The sequence below is a fragment of the Pseudomonas sp. AN-1 genome (assembly GCF_034057115.1).
GTDB lineage: Bacteria > Pseudomonadota > Gammaproteobacteria > Pseudomonadales > Pseudomonadaceae > Geopseudomonas.
Map to the genome: position 1 here is coordinate 797,920 of NZ_CP139195.1, position 21,358 is coordinate 819,277.

13 protein-coding genes, 2 tRNA genes and 3 rRNA genes are annotated in these 21,358 nt (G+C 65.2%); 4 read left to right on the forward strand and 14 right to left on the reverse strand.

The window, feature by feature from the left end; translation table 11 throughout:
- Positions 1-2: 2 nt before the first annotated feature.
- From SK095_RS03560 to SK095_RS03570, 3 genes are all read right to left on the reverse strand, one after another.
- A complete protein-coding gene (locus SK095_RS03560; protein ID WP_201486809.1) occupies positions 3-635 on the reverse strand; it encodes a nuclear transport factor 2 family protein in 633 nt (210 codons plus the stop codon).
- Positions 636-704: 69 nt separating this feature from the next.
- Positions 705-1,478: an SDR family NAD(P)-dependent oxidoreductase gene (locus tag SK095_RS03565; RefSeq protein ID WP_136489541.1), complete on the reverse strand. Its 774-nt coding sequence runs from the start codon at positions 1,476-1,478 to the stop codon at positions 705-707.
- Between the two features lie 13 nt (positions 1,479-1,491).
- Complete coding sequence (locus SK095_RS03570) at positions 1,492-2,229, reverse strand: SDR family NAD(P)-dependent oxidoreductase (RefSeq protein WP_136489540.1); 738 nt, start codon at positions 2,227-2,229, stop codon at positions 1,492-1,494.
- A 178-nt stretch (positions 2,230-2,407) separates the two neighbouring features.
- On the opposite strand from SK095_RS03570, the gene SK095_RS03575 reads away from it, so the two are divergent.
- The 4 genes from SK095_RS03575 to SK095_RS03590 all read left to right on the forward strand — a co-directional run bounded on the left by SK095_RS03575 (position 2,408) and on the right by SK095_RS03590 (position 7,300).
- Positions 2,408-3,742, forward strand: a complete 1,335-nt coding sequence (locus SK095_RS03575) for an MFS transporter (RefSeq protein WP_320547883.1) — start codon at positions 2,408-2,410, stop codon at positions 3,740-3,742.
- Positions 3,743-3,755: 13 nt separating this feature from the next.
- Positions 3,756-4,586, forward strand: a complete 831-nt coding sequence (locus SK095_RS03580; RefSeq protein WP_320547884.1) for an alpha/beta fold hydrolase — start codon at positions 3,756-3,758, stop codon at positions 4,584-4,586.
- A 52-nt stretch (positions 4,587-4,638) separates the two neighbouring features.
- Positions 4,639-6,768, forward strand: coding sequence for an FAD-dependent oxidoreductase (locus SK095_RS03585; RefSeq protein WP_320547885.1), 2,130 nt, complete (start codon positions 4,639-4,641; stop codon positions 6,766-6,768).
- A gap of 64 nt (positions 6,769-6,832) precedes the next feature.
- Positions 6,833-7,300: a nuclear transport factor 2 family protein gene (locus tag SK095_RS03590; RefSeq protein ID WP_320547886.1), complete on the forward strand. Its 468-nt coding sequence runs from the start codon at positions 6,833-6,835 to the stop codon at positions 7,298-7,300.
- A 79-nt stretch (positions 7,301-7,379) separates the two neighbouring features.
- On the opposite strand, the gene rrf is transcribed toward SK095_RS03590, so the two are convergent.
- From rrf to SK095_RS03645, 11 genes are all read right to left on the reverse strand, one after another.
- A 5S ribosomal RNA gene (gene rrf, locus SK095_RS03595) occupies positions 7,380-7,495 on the reverse strand.
- A 141-nt stretch (positions 7,496-7,636) separates the two neighbouring features.
- Positions 7,637-10,527: ribosomal RNA gene (locus tag SK095_RS03600) — 23S ribosomal RNA — on the reverse strand.
- Between the two features lie 247 nt (positions 10,528-10,774).
- Positions 10,775-10,850: transfer RNA gene (locus SK095_RS03605), tRNA-Ala, on the reverse strand.
- Between the two features lie 31 nt (positions 10,851-10,881).
- Positions 10,882-10,958 (reverse strand) — tRNA-Ile (locus SK095_RS03610).
- 66 nt (positions 10,959-11,024) lie between these two features.
- A 16S ribosomal RNA gene (locus SK095_RS03615) occupies positions 11,025-12,561 on the reverse strand.
- The 16S, 23S and 5S rRNA genes sit together here with 2 tRNA genes alongside, the layout of an rRNA operon.
- A 444-nt stretch (positions 12,562-13,005) precedes the next feature.
- Complete coding sequence (locus tag SK095_RS03620; protein ID WP_320547887.1) at positions 13,006-14,589, reverse strand: amidase; 1,584 nt, start codon at positions 14,587-14,589, stop codon at positions 13,006-13,008.
- A gap of 118 nt (positions 14,590-14,707) precedes the next feature.
- Positions 14,708-15,499, reverse strand: a complete 792-nt coding sequence (locus SK095_RS03625; protein ID WP_320547888.1) for an SDR family oxidoreductase — start codon at positions 15,497-15,499, stop codon at positions 14,708-14,710.
- 88 nt (positions 15,500-15,587) lie between these two features.
- The gene (locus SK095_RS03630; protein WP_136490410.1) at positions 15,588-16,964 is read right to left on the reverse strand and encodes a DUF1329 domain-containing protein; all 1,377 of its coding nucleotides are present in this window, start codon (positions 16,962-16,964) and stop codon (positions 15,588-15,590) included.
- A 220-nt stretch (positions 16,965-17,184) separates the two neighbouring features.
- Complete coding sequence (locus tag SK095_RS03635; protein WP_320547889.1) at positions 17,185-18,873, reverse strand: class I adenylate-forming enzyme family protein; 1,689 nt, start codon at positions 18,871-18,873, stop codon at positions 17,185-17,187.
- A 16-nt stretch (positions 18,874-18,889) separates the two neighbouring features.
- Complete coding sequence (locus SK095_RS03640) at positions 18,890-20,032, reverse strand: acyl-CoA dehydrogenase family protein (RefSeq protein WP_320547890.1); 1,143 nt, start codon at positions 20,030-20,032, stop codon at positions 18,890-18,892.
- A gap of 10 nt (positions 20,033-20,042) precedes the next feature.
- Positions 20,043-21,233, reverse strand: a complete 1,191-nt coding sequence (locus tag SK095_RS03645; RefSeq protein ID WP_320547891.1) for an acyl-CoA dehydrogenase family protein — start codon at positions 21,231-21,233, stop codon at positions 20,043-20,045.
- Between the last annotated feature and the right edge of the window lie 125 nt (positions 21,234-21,358).

Consider the following 21,358-nt stretch of genomic DNA (forward strand, 5'->3'; position numbering starts at 1 on the left):
CCTCAGCGCACGCGGATCTTCGGAGCACCGGCACCGCGGCGCAGGGTGGCGAGGAAACCTTCCAGCGGCGCCGGCTCGGCGACCTCGGGCAGGGTTTCCTTGTCCGGGCGCGCGGCCCAGAACTCGCTCCAGGAGGGGAACAGGTCGTGGAAGGTGCCGTGATAGGGCTCGCGGCCGGGCCAGCGCATCTTGCGCTGGCCGATCGGCGGCTTGTTGAGGTCGGTGGCGTACCAGTAGCAGGGCAGACGGCGGCGGAAGTACCAGCGGCCGTCGATGCGCTCGTAGTCGTCCCAGTAGAGCATCTGCATGATCACCCACTCGGGGCCGGTCTCGTGCTCGTTCTTCGAATACACCACGCCGGTGGCGTGGTCGGCGTCGACGAACTCGATGATGTGCTGACCGAGGTGGTGCGAGGTGCCGTCGAACTGGTTGCGCAGGGTGTCGTCGAGCCAGCTCTTGAGGTGGGCGCGGCCGACCTTGTCGCGGCCGACACGGATGTCCGGGGCGAACAGGTTGACGTGGGAGTCGAGGTCGCGCATGTCCAGCGACAGCGAATACTTGCCGGCCAGCTGGCGGATTTCCTCGATGGATTCGAGGCGGTCCAGGCGCGCGGCGAGGCTGTTGTTGTTGTCCATTGGGGTGCCCTTGCTGCGGGTGATTCGGCCCCGCGCGGGCCAGCCGCCGCGCGCGGGGGGCGCGTGGCCTTATTCGAGTACGGTGTAGAGGTCGGAGCTGCGCCCGCCGTCCACGGTCAGGCAGGCGCCGGTGACGTAGGAGGCTTCGTCGGAGGCGAGGAACAGGATGGCGTTGGCCAGCTCCACCGGCTCGCCGACCCGACGCATCGGGATCAGCTTCTCGGTGTTGGCGCGGCCCTTGTCGTCGGCCAGCATGCCGGCGGTGGCCGGGGTGGCGACCACGCCGGGGATCACCACGTTGCAGCGGATGTTGGCGGCGGCGCCCTCGGAGGCGGCGGCGCGGCTGAAGTTGATCACTGCGGCCTTGGCCGCCGAGTAGCCGGCCATCCAGGCGGTGCCGAACAGGCCGCAGATCGACGCCAGGTTGACGATGGAACCGCCGCCCTGCTGCTGCATCAGGCGCATCGCGGTGCGGGTGCCCCAGAAGGTGCCGTCCACGGTGGTGGAGAAGTTGCCGTGCCAGGTGGCGGTGTCGGTGCCGGTGATGGCGCCCCAGCTGTAGGCCATGGCGTTGTTGACCAGGATGTCCAGGCGACCGTGGCGCTGGGCCGCCGCCTCGATGGCGGCGACGAAGGCCTGCTCGTCGCTGACGTCGGCGACCACGCACTCGGCGTTGCCGCCCTTGTCGCGGATCGCCGCGACCACCGCTTCCAGCGGCTCGGCGCGACGGCCGCAGATGACCACGGTGGCGCCTTCCTCGGCGAAGCGGTGGGCGGTGGCCTCGCCGATCCCCGAACTGCCGCCGGTGATGAAGGCGACCTTGCCTGCAAGACGTGCTGTCATCGTTCTCCCCTCCTCAGATGAAGGCCATGCCGCCGTTGACGGCGATGTTCTGGCCGGTGATGAAACTGGCGTCGTCGCTGGCCAGGAAGGCCGCCACGGCGGCGATCTCGGCCGGCTCGCACATGCGGCCGAGCGGGATGGCCTTGACCATGCTCTGCATCCAGTCGTCGGGAATGCCGGCCATCATCGGGGTGTTGGTCGGACCGGGAACTATGGTGTTGACGCGGATCCGGCTGGGCGCCAGCTCGCGGGCCAGGCTGCGGGTCAGGCCCATCACGCCGGCCTTGGCGGCGCAGTAGTGGCTCGGCCCCTCGCCGGAGATGGCGGCGGTGCTCGACAGGTTGACGATCACCCCGCCCTCGCCGCCCTGGTGCATCAGGCGCGCGGCCTCGCGGCTGCACAGGAACACGCCGGTGAGGTTGACGCCGATGACCCGCTGCCAGTTCTCGTCGGGGGTATCGAGGAAGGCATCGACCGAGCCGATGCCGGCGTTGTTGACCAGTACGTCGAGACGGCCGAAGCGCTCGACCACGGCAGCCATGGCCGCCGCCACCGAGGCGCTGTCGGCCACGTTGCAGGCCAGCGCCAGGGCGCTGCCACCGGCCAGGCCCTCGATGGTCGCGCGCGCGGCATCCAGGTTGATGTCCGCCGCCACCACTACGGCGCCCTCCTCGGCGAAGCGGCGCACCATCGCCCGCCCCATGCCCTGCCCCGCTCCGGTGACGAAGGCCACCTTGTTCACCAGCTTCATGTGCGTTCTCCCGCAAGCGAATGTTCGGCGCGGCGGGGGAAGTCCCGCAGCGACCACGGGGCTCATGATTGGCGGCGGGCGGCGGGGGGGCATCGTCCGATTTGACGATGCCCGTGACGGGGGGCAAAGCGGAGCCTCTCGCTCAACTTCTGCAGAAGAACAACAAGAGGATCTGCCCGTGAACTCACCTGCGCGTGTCACCTGGCGTAGCCACTACGCCCTGGCGGTACTGACCGTCATCTACGTGTTCAACTACATCGACCGGCAGTTGATGGCGATCCTCATCGAACCGGTGAAGGCCGAGTTCGCCATCTCCGATACCCAGATAGGCCTGCTCTCGGGACTGACCTTCGCGCTGTTCTTCACCCTGTTCGGCTTCCCGCTCGGCCGGCTGTCCGACCGCATCGGCCGCAAGCCGGTGATCGTCATGGCCTGCATCGGCTGGAGCGTGATGACCATGCTCTGCGGCCTGGCCGGCAGCTTCCTGTTCCTGCTGCTGGCGCGCATCGGCGTGGCCATCGGCGAGGCCGGCGGCACCGCGCCCTCGGTGGCGATGGTCTCCGACCTCTACCCGCCGCAGCGCCGCTCCAGCGCGATCTCGGTGCTGATGCTCGGCTCCAGCCTCGGCGCGGTGTTCGGCCTCGGCCTCGGCGGCTGGATCGCCCAGCACTACGGCTGGCGCGCCGCGTTCGTGGTCCTTGGCGCCCCGGGCATCTTCCTCGCCCTGCTGCTGTGGGCCACGGTGCGCGCGCCGCAAACGGTCGCGCCGGCCGGCGCCGGCCGCAACCAGGAAAGCTGGCTGCAGACCCTCGGCCTGCTGCTGCAGACCCCGGGCTTCATGTGGATCGTGCTGACCGGCTCGGCGGCCGCCATCGCCGGCTACGCCATCGGTACCTGGAGCCCGAGCTACCTGATCCGCTCCCATGGCCTGTCGATCAAGGAAGCCGGCATCCTGGTCGGCGTGGTCGGCGGCAGCTGCTCGGCCATCGGCACCCTCGTCTGCGGCTGGGTCACCGACCGCATGGCGCGCCGCGATTGCGGCTGGCAGATCGGCGTGCCGCTGCTCGGCACCCTGCTCAGCATCCCCTTCGGCCTGGCCTACTTCCTCTGGCCCGAGGGCGTGGCCTTCAGCGCCTTCGGCATCGGCGTGCCCATGGCCTTCCTGTTCTACATCCCGTTCGGCTTCTTCGGTACCTGGTGGGCGACCCCCTGCCTGGGCGCGATCAGCCACCTGTTCCCGGCCAACCGCCTGGCCCAGGCCACCTCGATCTTCGTGATGGGCATGAGCCTGCTCGGCGTCGGCCTCGGCCCGCTGGTCACCGGCATGCTCAGCGACTACTTCACCCCCATCGCCGGCGGCGAGGCGCTGCGCTACTCGCTGGCCGCCTCGATGTCGCTGCTGGTGCTGGCCGCGCTGTTCCTCGTCCTGGCCCTGCCGCGCTACCGCCGCCAGTTGCTCGGCCAGCCGTCGCCTTCCAGCGCCGCCTCCGGCGCCACCACCGCTACCGCCTGATCAGGAGATCGCCATGTCCGCACAAGACCTTCCGCTGCCCCTCGGCCACTTCGCCACCCTGCCCGACGGCCTGCGCCTGCACTACCTCGACGAGGGCCAGGGCCCGGTGGTGCTCTGGCTGCACGGCAGCGGCCCCGGGGCCAGCGGCTACAGCAACTTCAAGGCCAACTACCCGGTGTTCGCCGCCGCCGGCTACCGCAACATCGTCCTCGACCTGCCCGGCTTCGGCCGCTCGGACAAGCCCGAGGACACCGAGTACTGCCTGGACTTCTTCGTCGCCGCACTGAACGCCTTCCTCGCCACCGTCGGCATCGCGCGCTGCACCCTGGTCGGCAACTCGCTCGGCGGCGCCATTGCCCTCGGCCAGGCGCTGGCCCATCCGCAGACCGTCGAAAAGCTGATCCTCATGGCCCCGGGCGGCCTCGAGGAGCGCGAGACCTACTTCCAGATGGAAGGCATCCAGCGCATGGTCGAGGTGTACAGCGCCGGCCCCATGGGCATCGAGGAGATGCGCCAGGTGATGACCCTGCAGCTGTTCGACCCCAAGCTGCTCGACGACACCCTGCTCGCCGAGCGCGCCGCGGTGGCCGCCACCCAGCCGCGCAGCCTGTTCGCCGGCATGCGCGTGGCCAACATGACCGAACGCCTCGGCGAGCTGACCTGCCCGGTGCTGGCCTTCTGGGGTACGGTCGACCGCTTCAACCCGGTCGGCGGTGCGCTCAAGCTGCTGGACAACACTCCGCAGGCGCGCTGCCTGCTGCTCAACCGCTGCGGCCACTGGGTGCAGGTCGAGCACACCGAACTGTTCAACCGCAGCTGCCTGGACTTCCTCGGCGAAGCCTGAACAATCGAGCCGGGGTGGCGCCGCCACCACCGGCCAGCTAGGGACGATATTCATGACCAGCTTCAACCACCTGCTCGCCCCCGGGCGCATCGGCAAGCTCGAACTGCGCAACCGCATCGTCATGGCGCCGATGGGCTCCAACTTCGCCGAGGCCGACGGCCACTGTGGCGAGCGCATCCAGGCCTACTACGAGGCGCGCGCCGCCGGCGGCGCGGGCCTGTTGATCATGGGCGTGTGCTCCATCGCCTATCCGCAAGGCACCGCCGAGCCCTACCAGGTCGGCGTATCCAGCGACGACTTCCTGCCCGGCCTGTCCGCCCTGGCCGCTCGCGTGCACAAGCACGGCGCCAAGATCGCCATGCAGCTGCAGCACGCCGGCAAGGTCGCGGTGCGCGACATGGCCGAGGGCCGGCCGATCTGGGTGCCGTCGATCCCGCCGGCGCTCAACACCAACATGATGGCGGCGCTGACCCGCGAGGAGCTGGGCACCTTCGTCAGCTCCAGCAAGCGCCGCGAAGGCGGCGCCGCGATCCGCGTGATGGACAGGGCCGACATCGCGCAGATGGTCGAGTGGTTCGCCGCCGCCGCCGAGCGTGCCCAGCGTGCCGGCTTCGACGGCGTGGAGATCCACGCCGCGCACAACTACATCATCGCCGGCTTCCTCTCCGCCTACTTCAACAAGCGCGACGACGAATACGGCGGCCCGCTGGAGAACCGCGCGCGCCTGCTCATGGAGGTGCTGGCCGCGGTACGCGCACGGGTCGGCGCCGACTTCCCGGTGTGGCTGCGCCTGGACGCCTACGAGCTGCGCACCCCCGGCGGCATCACCCTGGAGGACGCCAAGACCGTGGCAGTGATGGCCGAGGCGGCCGGCGCCGACGCGGTCAGCGTGTCGGCCTACGCCGCGGTCACCGAGGGCGTGGCCTTCACCGAGGCGCCGCTGGTCCAGCAGCCGGGCGGCTTCCTGGAGTGGGCGACGGCGATCAGGAAGGAAGTCGGCATCCCGGTGATCGCCGTCGGCCGCGTCGAGCCCGAGGTCGGCGACCAGGGCATCGCCCGCGGCCAGTACGACTTCGTCGCCATGGCGCGCAAGCTGCTGGCCGACCCCGAACTGCCCAACAAGCTGATCGCCGGCCGCCCGCAGGACGTCCGCCCGTGCATCTACTGCTACGTCTGCGTCAGCCAGATCTTCATCAACCAGCGGGTCAAGTGCGCGGTCAACCCGCGCACCGGCCACGAGGCCGAGCTGGTCATCGTCCCGACCGCCACCCCGCGCCACGTGGTGGTGGTCGGCGGCGGCCCGGCAGGCATGGAGGCAGCACGGGTCGCCGCGCTGCGCGGCCATCGCGTCACCCTACTGGAGCGCAGCGACCGCCTGGGCGGCACCCTGTTCTTCGCCGCCCTCGCCTACGCCGAGAACGGCCGCCTGCTCGACCATCTGGTGGAGCAGGTGCGCAGCCTGCCGATCGAGGTGCGCTACAACAGCGAAGCCACCTCGCAGCTGCTGCGCGAGCTGGGCGCCGAGACGGTGCTGGTCGCCACTGGCGCACGGCGCGCCGCGCCGGCCATCCCCGGCGCCGAGCAGGACCACGTGTGGAGTGGCGACGAGCTGCGCCGCCTGCTCACCGGCGACCGCGCCGAGGAGATTGCCAAGCGCAAACTGTCGCTGACCCAGCGGGCGATGATGAAGGCCGGCAGCCTGGTCGGCGTCACCGACAGCACCGCCGCCATGCAGAAGCTCTCCCACGTGTGGATGCCGCTGGGCAAGCGCGTGGTGATCGTCGGCGGCGGCCTGGTCGGCCTGGAGCTGGCCGAGTTCCTCATCGAGCGCGGGCGCGAGGTCTGCGTGCTGGAGAGCGGCCCGAGCCTCGGCCGCGAACTGGCCATCGTGCGCCGTTGGCGGGTGCTGCACGGCCTGCAGGAGCACCAGGCGCAACTGCTCACCGGCGTCGAGGTCCAGTCCATCGGCCGCAGCAAGGTCGCCTATCGCAATGCCGACGGCGGCAGCGTCGAGGTGGCCGCCGATTCGGTGGTGCTGGCCACCGGCGCCGAGCCGGACGACAGCCTGGCGCGCACGCTGGAAGCCGATGGCTTCGCCGTCACCCGCCTGGGCGACAGCAACGAGCTGGGCTACATAGAGGGCGCCATGGCCTCCGGCCTGCGCGCCGGCTGCGCGGTCTGAGCCTGCGGACGCTGCGGGAACTCCCCGCAGCGTCCATCCTTCATTTTCTCGGAGGATCTTTGCGATGACCGACTCGGCCCTCGCCATCACCAACCTGCTGCACCGCTACGCCGAAGCCATCGACGCTGGACACCTCGAGGAGGCCGCCGCGCTGTTCCGCCATGCGCGCATCGAGGCTGGCGGCAACGGCACCCTGGACCACGCCGGCCTGCTTGCCCTGTGGCGGCGGATCATCGTCCTCTACCCCTGCGGCACCCCGCGCACCCGTCACCTGATTTCCAACTCCATACTCGAGATCGACGAGGCAGCGGGCACGGCGACCGCGCGCTCCTGCTACACGGTGTTCCAGGCGACCGAGCAGATGGCGCTGCAGGCCATCGCCAGCGGCCGCTACCTGGATCGCTTCGCGCGCCTCGACGGGCAATGGTGTTTCAGCGCACGGGAATACCGGCTGGACCTGACCGGCGACCTGAGCAGGCATCTGCGAACATCGCCAACGGTGCAGTCCAGGGGAGCGATGCCGGGCTCTTGAGCCCTCGGCTGCTGAAAATTTTCCGCTCCGAAAGGACGAAACCCCGACCAGCGTGGCTGGTCGGGGTTTCTGTGTAGGTGCTTGACGATGACCTACTCTCACATGGGGAAGCCCCACACTACCATCGGCGATGCGTCGTTTCACTGCTGAGTTCGGGATGGGATCAGGTGGTTCCAACGCTCTATGGTCGTCAAGCAATTCGGTTGGGGCATCGCCATGGCGCTACCCCGAATTGGGCAAGTGATAGTGTATCAGATTCGGTAATTTGCGGTTCTGCAAGCTTTCGGCCTGTCGCACCCACTGTGATCCTGGGATCGCAGATTGTTTGGGTGTTATATGGTCAAGCCTCACGGGCAATTAGTACTGGTTAGCTCAACGCCTCACAACGCTTACACACCCAGCCTATCAACGTCGTAGTCTTCGACGGCCCTTCAGGGGGATCGAGTCCCCAGTGAGATCTCATCTTGAGGCGAGTTTCCCGCTTAGATGCTTTCAGCGGTTATCTCTTCCGAACATAGCTACCCGGCAATGCCACTGGCGTGACAACCGGAACACCAGAGGTTCGTCCACTCCGGTCCTCTCGTACTAGGAGCAGCCCCTCTCAAATCTCAAACGTCCACGGCAGATAGGGACCGAACTGTCTCACGACGTTCTAAACCCAGCTCGCGTACCACTTTAAATGGCGAACAGCCATACCCTTGGGACCGGCTTCAGCCCCAGGATGTGATGAGCCGACATCGAGGTGCCAAACACCGCCGTCGATATGAACTCTTGGGCGGTATCAGCCTGTTATCCCCGGAGTACCTTTTATCCGTTGAGCGATGGCCCTTCCATACAGAACCACCGGATCACTAAGACCTACTTTCGTACCTGCTCGACGTGTCTGTCTCGCAGTCAAGCGCGCTTTTGCCTTTATACTCTACGACCGATTTCCGACCGGTCTGAGCGCACCTTCGTACTCCTCCGTTACTCTTTGGGAGGAGACCGCCCCAGTCAAACTACCCACCATACACTGTCCTCGATCCGGATGACGGACCAGAGTTAGAACCTCAAGATTGCCAGGGTGGTATTTCAAGGATGGCTCCACGCGAACTGGCGTCCACGCTTCAAAGCCTCCCACCTATCCTACACAAGCAAGCTCAAAGTCCAGTGCAAAGCTATAGTAAAGGTTCACGGGGTCTTTCCGTCTAGCCGCGGATACACTGCATCTTCACAGCGATTTCAATTTCACTGAGTCTCGGGTGGAGACAGCGCCGCCATCGTTACGCCATTCGTGCAGGTCGGAACTTACCCGACAAGGAATTTCGCTACCTTAGGACCGTTATAGTTACGGCCGCCGTTTACCGGGGCTTCGATCAAGAGCTTCGCTTGCGCTAACCCCATCAATTAACCTTCCGGCACCGGGCAGGCGTCACACCCTATACGTCCACTTTCGTGTTTGCAGAGTGCTGTGTTTTTAATAAACAGTCGCAGCGGCCTGGTATCTTCGACCGGCATGGGCTTACTGAGTAAATCATTCACCCTCACCGGCGCACCTTCTCCCGAAGTTACGGTGCCATTTTGCCTAGTTCCTTCACCCGAGTTCTCTCAAGCGCCTTGGTATTCTCTACCCAACCACCTGTGTCGGTTTGGGGTACGGTTCCTGGTTACCTGAAGCTTAGAAGCTTTTCCTGGAAGCATGGCATCAACCACTTCGTCATCTGAAAGATAACTCGTCATCAGCTCTCGGCCTTAGGATCCCGGATTTACCTAAGATCCCAGCCTACCACCTTAAACTTGGACAACCAACGCCAAGCTGGCCTAGCCTTCTCCGTCCCTCCATCGCAGTAACCAGAAGTACAGGAATATTAACCTGTTTCCCATCGACTACGCTCTTCAGCCTCGCCTTAGGGACCGACTAACCCTGCGTCGATTAACGTTGCGCAGGAACCCTTGGTCTTTCGGCGTGGGTGTTTTTCACACCCATTGTCGTTACTCATGTCAGCATTCGCACTTCTGATACCTCCAGCGAGCTTCTCAACTCACCTTCACAGGCTTACAGAACGCTCCTCTACCGCGCATCTTGCGATGCACCCGCAGCTTCGGTGTGTGGTTTGAGCCCCGTTACATCTTCCGCGCAGGCCGACTCGACTAGTGAGCTATTACGCTTTCTTTAAAGGGTGGCTGCTTCTAAGCCAACCTCCTAGCTGTCTAAGCCTTCCCACATCGTTTACCACTTAACCACAACTTTGGGACCTTAGCTGGCGGTCTGGGTTGTTTCCCTTTTCACGACGGACGTTAGCACCCGCCGTGTGTCTCCCACGCTGACACTTCCAGGTATTCGGAGTTTGCATCGGTTTGGTAAGTCGGGATGACCCCCTAGCCGAAACAGTGCTCTACCCCCTGGAGTGATACGTGAGGCGCTACCTAAATAGCTTTCGAGGAGAACCAGCTATCTCCGAGCTTGATTAGCCTTTCACTCCTATCCACAAGTCATCCCCTACCTTTTCAACGGGAGTGGGTTCGGTCCTCCAGTCAGTGTTACCTAACCTTCAACCTGCTCATGGATAGATCGCCCGGTTTCGGGTCTATACCCAGCGACTAAACGCCCTATTAAGACTCGCTTTCGCTACGCCTCCCCTAATCGGTTAAGCTCGCCACTGAATATAAGTCGCTGACCCATTATACAAAAGGTACGCAGTCACCTAACAAAGTAGGCTCCCACTGCTTGTACGCATACGGTTTCAGGTTCTATTTCACTCCCCTCTCCGGGGTTCTTTTCGCCTTTCCCTCACGGTACTGGTTCACTATCGGTCAGTCAGTAGTATTTAGCCTTGGAGGATGGTCCCCCCATATTCAGACAAAGTTTCTCGTGCTCCGTCCTACTCGATTTCACTTCAAGGATCCTTTCGCGTACGGGGCTATCACCCACTATGGCCGCACTTTCCAGAGCGTTCCGCTAAAATCCAAGAAGCTTAAGGGCTAATCCCCGTTCGCTCGCCACTACTAAGGGAATCTCGGTTGATTTCTGTTCCTCAGGGTACTTAGATGTTTCAGTTCCCCTGGTTCGCCTCTTGCACCTATGTATTCAGTACAAGATACCCGGGTTATCCCGGGTGGGTTTCCCCATTCAGAGATCTCCGGATCAAAGTCTGTTTGCCGACTCCCCGAAGCTTATCGCAGGCTACCACGTCTTTCATCGCCTCTGACTGCCAAGGCATCCACCGTATGCGCTTATTCACTTGACCATATAACCCCAAGCAATCTGGTTATAATCGTGAATTACGACATTCGCCGAAAACTTGCGCTTGAACTCGCAAATTTTACCTTGACCTGAAAAGTGCAGTGAAAACACTCTCCAGTTCAATACTTCTATCACTTACCCAAATTTTTAAAGAACGATTCTGGCGCAAAGACCAGAAATCAATGTTTCATCCTCGAAATCGTCCACCGGACGACAGGGGTAAACACTCATTTCTGAGCTTTCGGCGATAATGGTGGAGCCAAGGAGGATCGAACTCCTGACCTCCTGCGTGCAAAGCAGGCGCTCTCCCAGCTGAGCTATGGCCCCATCTTTCGATCGGCCTGCGCACCACGACAATTGGTGGGTCTGGGCAGATTCGAACTGCCGACCTCACCCTTATCAGGGGTGCGCTCTAACCAACTGAGCTACAGACCCAATCGCCTTTCGCGAGTGAATCAAGCAATTCGTGTGGGAGCTTATGAAGAAGCTGAAGTCTTCGATTAAGGAGGTGATCCAGCCGCAGGTTCCCCTACGGCTACCTTGTTACGACTTCACCCCAGTCATGAATCACTCCGTGGTAACCGTCCCCCCGAAGGTTAGACTAGCTACTTCTGGAGCAACCCACTCCCATGGTGTGACGGGCGGTGTGTACAAGGCCCGGGAACGTATTCACCGTGACATTCTGATTCACGATTACTAGCGATTCCGACTTCACGCAGTCGAGTTGCAGACTGCGATCCGGACTACGATCGGTTTTGTGAGATTAGCTCCACCTCGCGGCTTGGCAACCCTCTGTACCGACCATTGTAGCACGTGTGTAGCCCTGGCCGTAAGGGCCATGATGACTTGACGTCATCCCCACCTTCCTCCGGTTTGTCACCGGCAGTCTCCTTAGAGTGCCCACCATAACGTGCTGGTAACTAAGGACAAGGGTTGCGCTCGTTACGGGACTTAACCCAACATCTCACGACACGAGCTGACGACAGCCATGCAGCACCTGTGTCTGAGTTCCCGAAGGCACCAATCCATCTCTGGAAAGTTCTCAGCATGTCAAGGCCAGGTAAGGTTCTTCGCGTTGCTTCGAATTAAACCACATGCTCCACCGCTTGTGCGGGCCCCCGTCAATTCATTTGAGTTTTAACCTTGCGGCCGTACTCCCCAGGCGGTCAACTTATCGCGTTAGCTTCGCTACTAAGTTCTCAAGGAACCCAACAGCTAGTTGACATCGTTTACGGCGTGGACTACCAGGGTATCTAATCCTGTTTGCTCCCCACGCTTTCGCACCTCAGTGTCAGTATCAGTCCAGGTGGTCGCCTTCGCCACTGGTGTTCCTTCCTATATCTACGCATTTCACCGCTACACAGGAAATTCCACCACCCTCTACCGTACTCTAGCTCAGTAGTTTTGGATGCAGTTCCCAGGTTGAGCCCGGGGCTTTCACATCCAACTTGCTGAACCACCTACGCGCGCTTTACGCCCAGTAATTCCGATTAACGCTTGCACCCTTCGTATTACCGCGGCTGCTGGCACGAAGTTAGCCGGTGCTTATTCTGTTGGTAACGTCAAAACTGCAGGGTATTAGCCGACAGCCCTTCCTCCCAACTTAAAGTGCTTTACAATCCGAAGACCTTCTTCACACACGCGGCATGGCTGGATCAGGCTTTCGCCCATTGTCCAATATTCCCCACTGCTGCCTCCCGTAGGAGTCTGGACCGTGTCTCAGTTCCAGTGTGACTGATCATCCTCTCAGACCAGTTACGGATCGTCGCCTTGGTGAGCCATTACCTCACCAACTAGCTAATCCGACCTAGGCTCATCCGATAGCGTGAGGTCCGAAGATCCCCCACTTTCTCCCGTAGGACGTATGCGGTATTAGCGTTCCTTTCGAAACGTTGTCCCCCACTATCGGGCAGATTCCTAGGCATTACTCACCCGTCCGCCGCTGAATCAGAGTGCAAGCACCCGTCATCCGCTCGACTTGCATGTGTTAGGCCTGCCGCCAGCGTTCAATCTGAGCCATGATCAAACTCTTCAGTTCAAATCAATTCGGGTTTTGAGAAAACCCTAAACTTGGCTCAGCAATCGCAAAAAACTCTCGAATTCACGAGTGTTACTTGTGATGCTGATAATCTTGCGACTGTCAGTCTTACCTCACAAGCACCCACACGAATTGCTTGATTCAACTTGTTAAAGAGCGTTTCGATCGATTCACTCAGCGCTTCCGCTTCGTCTCAACCGAGGCCGCGCATTCTACAGCAGCCTTTCAACCTGTCAAGCGTTGATTTCAGAAAAAATCTTTCTAAATCAATCACTTACCCCCGACTGGCGAGCAATCCAAGCCAAGCGGGCCGCGAATAATACAGCCATTCCGGCCATTGTCAACACACGGAGGATCGAAAGTTCGGGCAACACCTGAGTGCAGGCGCGCCCCGATGGATGCAAAACGCCGCCCATGGCCGGGCGGCGTTCGCAGCTGCGATCCTCAGAGCACAGCCCGCCGCCCCTGCCACGGCCGCTCGCGCTCCAGCTGGGCGGCCAGCCTGAACAGCAGGCCCTCCCCGCCCAGCCGCGCGGTGAACATCATGCCGATCGGCAAGCCGCTCTCGCTCCAGCCGGAGGGCACCGACATCGCCGGCTGGCCGCTGACGTTGGCGACCACGGTGAACGCGGCACTGCCGGTGGCGGCGCCGGCGTAGTCTTCCCAGGGCTGGCTGAGGCGCAGCTTGCCGAGTTCCGGGGTCAGGGTGGCGGTGACCGGCGAGAGGATCACGTCGAAGCGCTCGAACAGCTGCTCCATCGCCAGGCTGACCGCCTCGAAGGACTGGCGGGCGCGGAACAGCGCTTCGCCGCTGACGCCCTGGGCGCGCTCCAGCACCTTGCGGGTTACCTGTTCGAGGTCGTCCGCGCCGGCGCTGCGGCCGAGAAGCTGCTCGCGGTCGCGGATGGCGGTCAGCAGCGCGGTGCCGGTCACCGCACCGTGGGCGCCGAACACCTGCTGCGGCTGCACCGGCTGCGGGATCTGCTCGATCTCGTGGCCGAGGGAGAGCAGCAGCCTGACCGTGTCATCGAGCACCCGGCGGATGTCGGCGTCCAGCGCCAGGCCGGTCAGCGACTGGTCGATCAGCGCCACGCGCAGCTTGCCCGGATCACGGCCGACCTCGTCGACGAAGGGCCGCTCCAGCGGCGGCAGCCAGTAGGGGCTGCCCGGCTCGTGGCCCTGGCCGACGTCGAGCAGCAGCGCCGAGTCGCGCACGCTGCGCGACACCACGTGGGCGGCACTGGCGCCGAACCAGCTCTCAAACCTGCCGGGTCCGCTGGGCGTGCGGTAGCGGCTGGGCTTCATCCCGAACAGCCCGCAGTAGGAGGCGGGAATGCGGATCGAGCCGCCGCCGTCGGTGGCATGCGCGGCCGGGACTATGCCGGCGGCCACCGCCGCCGCCGCGCCGCCCGAGGAGCCGCCGGCACTGTGCGCCAGGTTCCAGGGGTTGCGGGTCTGGCCCCACAGCAGCGACTCGGTGGTGGTGGTCAGGCCGAATTCGGGCACCGCGGTCTTGCCGAAGGCCACTGCGCCGGCGGCCTCGTAGCGGGCGGCCAGGGTGCTGGTGTACTTGGCTGGCGGGGCGTCCTTGAAGAAGCGCGAGCCATTGCTGGTCGAGGTGCCGGCCAGATGGGTGTTGAGATCCTTGAGCAGGAAGGGGACGCCGGCCAGCGCGCCCTCGCGGGACAGACCCTGGCCGCTCCGGGCGGACAGCAGCTGCCGGGCGTAGTCGTCGTGGCGCATCACCACGGCGTTGACCTTCGGATTGACCGCATCGCAGCGCGCCAGCGCGGCGGCCAGCAGCTCCTCGGGGCTGATCGCGCCGCGGCGCACCTGCTCGGCCATGGCCGTGGCGTCCAGCTCGAGATATTCGCGTTGCGACAGCCCGCTAGCGGCGATGCCGAAGCGCGGCAACAGGCTCGCCCCGGCGAGCACCGCGCCGGCCTTGAGAAGCTGCCGGCGCTGCAGCTGCAGGCCTTCGCCAGCTTCGACCTGTAGTTGACCCTGCGGGCCATCCGCCTTTTCCATGATTCTCGCCTCTTATCGTTATGGTTCGCTCGGTTGCCACATACAGCCTGCAGGGGCGAATTCATTCGCCTGACAGGGCCGCGTTGGCGAATTAATTCGCCCCTACAGAGCGGTGCGGTCAGTCTTTCATCTGCGGCGCCCAGGCCACGCCATTGATGTGGGCGCCGCCGTCGACGAACAGGGTGTTGCCGGTCAGGTAGCGGGCGTCGTCGCTGGCCAGGAAGGCGGCCACCGGGCCGATGTCGTCGAGCGGATCGCCGACCCGGCCCATCGGGTTGGCGGCGGCGATGGCCGCGGCGTTGTCCGGGCTGGCCGCGGCGAACCGCCGGTAGGCCTCGCTGACTGCGCCCGGGCAGATCACGTTGCAGCAGACGCCCTCCGCTGCCCACTCGCGGGCGGCGCTGCGGGTCAGGGTGCGCAGGGCCTCCTTGGCCGCGTTGTAGTCGGCGGTATAGAGGTGGGCGTTGACCCCGTTGAGCGAGCACAGGTTGATGATGCGCCCGCCGCCGCTCTTGCGGAACTCCGGCAGGGCCGCCTGCATGGCCCAGAAGGCGGCCATCACCGCCATGTTGAAGGCGCCGAGCAGACGCTCGTCGCCGAGATTTTCCAGCCTGGCGTAGCCCGAGCCGCGCCAGGCGTTGTTGACCAGGATGTCCAGCCGACCGAAGCGCGCGACGGCGGCAGCCACCATGGCCTGCACCTGCTGTCTGTCGGTGACGTCGACCCGCTGGAAAGCGGCGTCGACGCCCCAGGTTTCGCGCAGCCAGGCCGCGGTCTCCTCGCCGGCCTGTTCGTTCACTTCCGCCACCAGCACCCGGGCGCCCTCGCGAGCCAACGCTCCGGCGATGCCGCGACCGATGCCCATGCCGGCGCCGGTGACGATGGCGACCCTGTCCTGCAGCTTGCCCATCTCCTTCTCCTTCGTGGCGATGCTCGAAAAAAGGGCCGCTCACCCGAAGGGAGCGGCCGAACGGAGCGACTCTGTGACGATGCCGGCCTCAGCGGCCCTGGGCGCGGATGGCGTCAGCCGTGTACATGCTGGGGACGTACTTGCCCTCGTTGAGGATCGGCCCGCGCTTGGACTCGTTGGTCAGGGTGTAGCCGACGTACTGTCCGGAGCTGAGGTCGTGGTAGAAGGACGAGCCCGCCTGCCAGGCGCTCATGTCGGGGTGGTAGTAGTAGTTGATGAACGCAAACTTCCACAGCTCGCCGCGCGAATCGTAGTTGTCCGCCATCACCGCGTTCCAGGTGTCCTCGTCGATGAACAGCACGCGCTTGCTGTACAGGTGGCGGTAGCCTTCCTTGAGGGTCGCCTCCAGCACCCAGACGCGGCGCAGCTCGTGGCGCAGCACATCGGGATTGGGGTGGTTGGGCGTCAGGATGTCGGCGTACTTGACCTCGCCGCTGTTGGCCTTGAATGCGTTGGCCGGCACGTACATCTCGCGCTTGCCGAGCAGCTTCCACTGATAGCGTTCGGGCGACCCGTTGAACAGGCGGTCCTCGTCGATGATCATGGTGCCGTTGGTGCCGATCATCGGCTGGTCGAAGCCATAGCCCGGCAGCTGGCGCACGCGACGGGTGCCCGGGTTGTAGGTCCACGCCTGGCGGTCGCTGGTGACGAAGTTGTACGGCTCATGGGCGATGTTCATGGTGCCCTTCTCGCGCTGGGGCGAGAGGGTGGTGTTCCAGCTCATCGCCTGCATGCCGGTGGCGGTGTCCGGCTCGACCTTCGGGTCGTTGGCCTGCGACATGTTGCGCTGCCAGGTGCGGCCCCAGGCGATCTTGCCGTTGGGCAGCACGCTGGCGATGTCGCGGATGTTGTCCTCGGTGTAGGCGCGCACCGGCAGCTGGTGGTTCCACAGCACCTCCATGGCGCTCTTCGGGATCGGGAACGGCACCTGGCCGAGCCCCTTGACGCCCATGCCGTCGTTCTCCAGCTCGGCAGTCAGCGCGTTCTTCTTCGCCCGCTCGCAGACGTAGTCCGGATAGCGGAAGTCGCGATGGCCGGGGTAGACGTTGATCTTGTAGGTCTCAGGATAACGCTTGAGCAGCGCCTTCTGCCCTTCGCTCAGGCGCTCGGCGTACTGATCCATGTTCTGCGCAGTGATCACCGCCACCGGCTTCTCGTCGGCGTAGGGATCGACCGGCTTCTGGCCGGAGAAGCGCACGTGGTTCCAGCCGGGAACCTCTCCCAGGTACTTGCCGGTGAATGCGGGGATGCTGCCGTCCGCGTTGCCGGCGCGCTCGGCGCCGGTGCAGGTGAGTTCCTTACCGAGCTTGGCGGCTTCCTCGGGGCTTACCTTGGCGTGGGCGCTGGCGATCAGGCCTGCATTGACCGCCAGTGCTATGGCTAGCGCAACACCTTTTCTGTTCATTGTTGTTGGTCTCCGATGGGGTGGTCCGGCTTGGGTGCCGGAGTCCATGTTTCCCAATGGGGGTTCTCCAACTCATCGTCCATCAGGACTACAACGCGCCGCTTCCGGTCGGGATCATGGGCACATCCTTGCGGCGGCGCAGAACGCCAGCACCCGCACCCGAGCCTTCCGGGGAAGCTCGGGTGCGGGCGCACTCTGGGACGCGTCTTGGAAGGCGGATCTAGCGCAGGAAGCGGCGGACGAAGTCCTCGCGCAGCTCGCGCTTGAGCAGCTTGCCGGAGGCGTTGCGCGGCAGCTCGGCGTGCACGACCTGCAGGTGCTCGGGCACCTTGAAGGCCGCCAGGTGGGCGGCGATGTGCGCGTGCAGCGCCACCTCGTCCACCCCGCTGCCCTCGCGCACCCGCGCCACCAGCGCCACCGCCTCGCCCATCCGCTCGTCCGGCACGGCGAAGGCGGCCGCCTCGATCACCCCGTCCAGGCCGCTGGCGCAGGCCTCGACCTCGGCGGCGGCGACCTTCTCGCCGCCGCGGTTGATCAGGTCCTTGAGCCGGTCGGTGATGCGCAGGAAGCCCTCCTCGTCCAGGCAGCCGACGTCGCCGGTGGCCAGCCAGCCGTCCTGCAGTGCCTCGGCGGTGGCCGCCGGCAAGCCCCAGTAGCAGCTCATCAGGGTCGGCGAACGCAGCCAGATCTGCCCTTCCACGCCCGGCTCCTGCGGTGCATCGGGCGTGTCGCCGATGCGTACCTCGACGATGGGCAGCGGCCAGCCGACACAGGCCGGTTTGTAGACGAACTGGTCGCCGCCGATGGCCGCACCGATACTGTTGCTCTCGGTCATGCCGTAACCGGCGCCGCCGATGGCGTTCGGCTTGACGCTGGTCAGTTGCGCCAGCAGCCCAGGGTTGGCCGCCGCGCCGCCTAACCCTAAGCCGAACAGGCTGGCGGTGGCGTCGCTGGCGAAGCGCGGCGAGGCCAGCAGCTGCTGCATCATCGCCGGCGAGCCACTGAACTGGGTGCAGCGCTCGCGCTCGATCAGGTCGAGGGCGCGTTCGGCGTCCCACTTGTACATCAGCACCAGACGCCGTCCGCCGCGCAGGGCCAGCAGGAACTGCGCGTGCAGGCCGCTGACGTGGAACAGCGGCACGGCCATCAGGTTGGTCGGCGCGAAGCCGCTGTCGATGATTGCCTTGATGCGCTGCGGCGAGCTCATGGCGGCGAAGGCGCCCTGGAATTCCAGGGCGGCCAGCGCCTGGCACACCGCGCGATGGGTGGACAGCACGCCCTTGGGCTTGCTGGTGGTGCCGGAGGTGTAGAGGATCAGCAGCGGGTCGTCGGGCTGGAACACCAGTGGCGGCAGGAGTGCAACTTCCTCGGCGAGCAGCGCCTCGTAGTCGCACACCCACCGGCCCTGCCCCGGCGCGCCGACGGCGATGGCCTGCAGGTCGAGCGGCTCGAGATCGCCCTCGACCAGCGCCAGGCGCGCCGCGTCGCACAGCAGCACGCGCGAGCCGGAATCCTCCAGGCCGTGCAGCAGCTCCTCGCGCTGGCCCCAGCTGTTCAGCGGCACCACGATGGCGCCGCTGGCCACCGCGGCGACGAAGGCCACCAGCCAGGCCGGCTGGTTGCGCATGGCGATGGCAACGCGGTCGCCCTTGCGCACGCCGAAGCGCGTGCGCAGTTGGGTAGCCAGACGGTCGACCTGGGCGAAGAACTCGGCGAAGGTCAGTCGCTGGTCTTCCCAGACCACGAACTCGCGCTCGCCATGCGCGCGTCCGGCGTTCAGCGCGGTGAGCAGGTCCGGTTGGGCATTGCGAAAATAGCGCGGGCTGCCGTCGTCAGGCGTCACCACCTCGTAGGGCGAGCCGGGGCCGCTCAGTTGTCGCCAGGCGGTTTGCCAGTTTTCCACAGTCATCTGCCGCTCCCCCTGTTCAGGCCTGTGCGCCGTAGCGCTGGCAGTGATAGTCGCTGTCGCCGAGGCAGGCCTGGGCGACGCGGATGCGCTTGAGGTACAGGCCGACGTCCAGCTCGTCGGTGACGCCGATGCCGCCGTGCATCTGCACCGCCTCGTTGCTCACCTTGTCGGCGGCGACGCCGGCCTTCCACTTGGCCAGGCTGGCCAGACGGGCGCGCTCGCCGGCATCCAGGCTGGCGTCGTCGAGGGCGGCCAGGCTGGCCATCACCGCGCTGCGCGCCAGCGCCAGCTCGACGTACAGGCGCGCGGCGCGGTGCTGCAGGGCCTGGAACGAACCGATCGGCGCGTCGAACTGCACGCGGGTCTTCAGGTAGTCGAGGGTGGTGGCGAACAGCGCCTCGGCGGCGCCGAGCAGCTCGGCGGCCAGACACACGCGGCCGCGATCCAGCGCCGTTTCCAGCGCCGGCAGGCCGTTGTCGAGTTCGCCGACCAGCGCGTCCGCGCCGACCGTCACGCCGTCGAACTGCAGGCGCGCGCAGTTGCGCGAGTCGATCAGCGCCGCCGGGGCGACCGTCAGGCCCGGCGCACCGGCTTCGACCAGCAGCAGCGACAGGCCGTGGGCCTCGCCGCGCTGGCCGGCGGTACGCGCCAGCACCAGGTAGGCATCGGCCGCGAGGCCGTCGACCACGAACAGCTTGGCGCCGGACAGCCGCCAGCCGTCCGCGCTGCGTTCGGCACGCAGCCCAGTGGCCAGCGGGTCGTGGCGGCCGCTCTCGTCGATGGCCAGGGCCAGGCGCTTGTCGCCTGCGATCAGCGCCGGCAGCCAGCGCTGCTGTTGTTCGGCCGTTCCGGCCAGTTGCAGCAGGGAGCCGGCCAGCACCACGCTGGACAGTAGCGGACTGGCGCTGAGGTTGCGGCCGATCTGCTCGAACAGCGGGCCGAGGCTCTGGCAGCCGAAGTCCAGGCCGCCGAAATCTTCGGGGAACGGGATGGCGCTCCAGCCCAGCGCGACCATCTCGCTCCACAGGGCGGCGTCGAAGCCGAGCGGCGCGCCTTCGTCGCGCAGGCGGCGCTGGGCGGCCACCGGGCTGCGCGCGGCGAGGAATTCGCGCGCGGTATCGGCCAGCAGCCGTTGTTCTTGGTTGAAAATCAGGCTCATGGCGTGCTCCTCACTTGGCGTCCGGCAGGCCGAGCACACGCTTGGCGATGACGTTGAGTTGAACTTCCGAGGCGCCGCCGGCGATGGTCAGGGCGAAGCCGTTCAGCCAGGCCTTGGTGATCGCCAGCTCCTCGCTGGTGAAGGCGTCGCCTTCCCAGCCGAGGGCGTGATAGCCGAGGGCGTCGAGGAGGATCTCGAACTTCTCGCGATCCTGCTCGCTGTGCACCAGCTTCATGATCGCCATCAGCCCGGAGATGTCCTGGCCGCTGCGCGCTTCCTCGCCCATGCGCTGCACGGTGAGGGCGTAGGCGTGCTCGTCCATCGCGCAGGCCAGCGCGCGGCCGTAAAGGGCCTGGTCGGCCGCGCTGCGCGGCTCGGGCAGGTAGCGCTCGACCAGCGGCAGCAGGTGGAAATGGTTCGGCAGGCTGGTCTCGCCGAACTTGGACATGGCCTTGCGCTCGTGCTGCAGCAGGCTCTTGCCCAGGGTCCAGCCACCGTTGAGCGGGCCGATCAACTGGCTCTTCGGTACCTTGACGTTGTCGAAGAACACCTGGCAGAACGCCGACTTGCCGCTGATCAGGTCGATCGGGCTGACGCTGATGCCCGGCGAGCGCATGTCCAGCACGATCAGGCTGATGCCCAGGTGCTTGGGCGCGCTGGCGTCGGTGCGCACCAGCGCGTACATCCAGTCGGACTTGTCGCCGTAGGAGGTCCAGATCTTGGTGCCGTTGACCACGAAGTGGTCGCCCTCGTCGCGGGCGCTGGTCTTCAGGCTGGCCAGGTCGGAGCCGGCGTTCGGCTCGGAGAAGCCCTGGCACCAGCGGATCTCGCCGCGCGCCATGGGGGTGAGCAGGTCGCGCTTCTGCTGTTCGCTGCCGTATTCGAGCAGCACCGGGCCGAGCATCCATATCCCCAGGTTGATCTGCGGCGGCCGGCACTTGAGCCGGCGCAGCTCGCTTTCCAGCACGGCCACCTGCGCGGGCGACAGCCCGCCGCCGCCGTATTCGGTCGGCCAGTCCGGGCAGAACCAGCCCTTGTCGCGCATGCGCTCGAACCACAGGCGCTGGTCTTCGTCATGGAACTCGACCTGGCTGCCGCCCCACACCAGTTGGCCCTCGGGCAGCGGGGTGCGCTGCGAGGGCGGGCAGTTGGCCTCGAGCCAGGCCCGCGTTTCCTGGCGGAAATCGTCGATTGCGCTCATCTGTTGTTGTCCTTCTGTGGTGCGCCGGGGGCCGTGCCCCCAGCGGCAATGTAGCGGATTTCGCCTCCCACCCTGTAGGGGCGAATTCATTCGCCTTGCGGGGCATTTTGGCGAATAAATTCGCC

Coding starts and splice junctions, on each gene's coding strand:
- SK095_RS03645 (WP_320547891.1), bottom strand. CDS start 21,233: ATGAGCGCAATCGACGATTTCCGCCAGGAAACGCGGGCCTGGCTCGAG.
- SK095_RS03570 (WP_136489540.1), bottom strand. CDS start 2,229: ATGAAGCTGGTGAACAAGGTGGCCTTCGTCACCGGAGCGGGGCAGGGC.
- SK095_RS03635 (WP_320547889.1), bottom strand. CDS start 18,873: ATGACTGTGGAAAACTGGCAAACCGCCTGGCGACAACTGAGCGGCCCC.
- SK095_RS03565 (WP_136489541.1), bottom strand. CDS start 1,478: ATGACAGCACGTCTTGCAGGCAAGGTCGCCTTCATCACCGGCGGCAGT.
- SK095_RS03625 (WP_320547888.1), bottom strand. CDS start 15,499: ATGGGCAAGCTGCAGGACAGGGTCGCCATCGTCACCGGCGCCGGCATG.
- SK095_RS03585 (WP_320547885.1), top strand. CDS start 4,639: ATGACCAGCTTCAACCACCTGCTCGCCCCCGGGCGCATCGGCAAGCTC.
- SK095_RS03590 (WP_320547886.1), top strand. CDS start 6,833: ATGACCGACTCGGCCCTCGCCATCACCAACCTGCTGCACCGCTACGCC.
- SK095_RS03630 (WP_136490410.1), bottom strand. CDS start 16,964: ATGAACAGAAAAGGTGTTGCGCTAGCCATAGCACTGGCGGTCAATGCA.
- SK095_RS03560 (WP_201486809.1), bottom strand. CDS start 635: ATGGACAACAACAACAGCCTCGCCGCGCGCCTGGACCGCCTCGAATCC.
- SK095_RS03640 (WP_320547890.1), bottom strand. CDS start 20,032: ATGAGCCTGATTTTCAACCAAGAACAACGGCTGCTGGCCGATACCGCG.
- SK095_RS03580 (WP_320547884.1), top strand. CDS start 3,756: ATGTCCGCACAAGACCTTCCGCTGCCCCTCGGCCACTTCGCCACCCTG.
- SK095_RS03620 (WP_320547887.1), bottom strand. CDS start 14,589: ATGGAAAAGGCGGATGGCCCGCAGGGTCAACTACAGGTCGAAGCTGGC.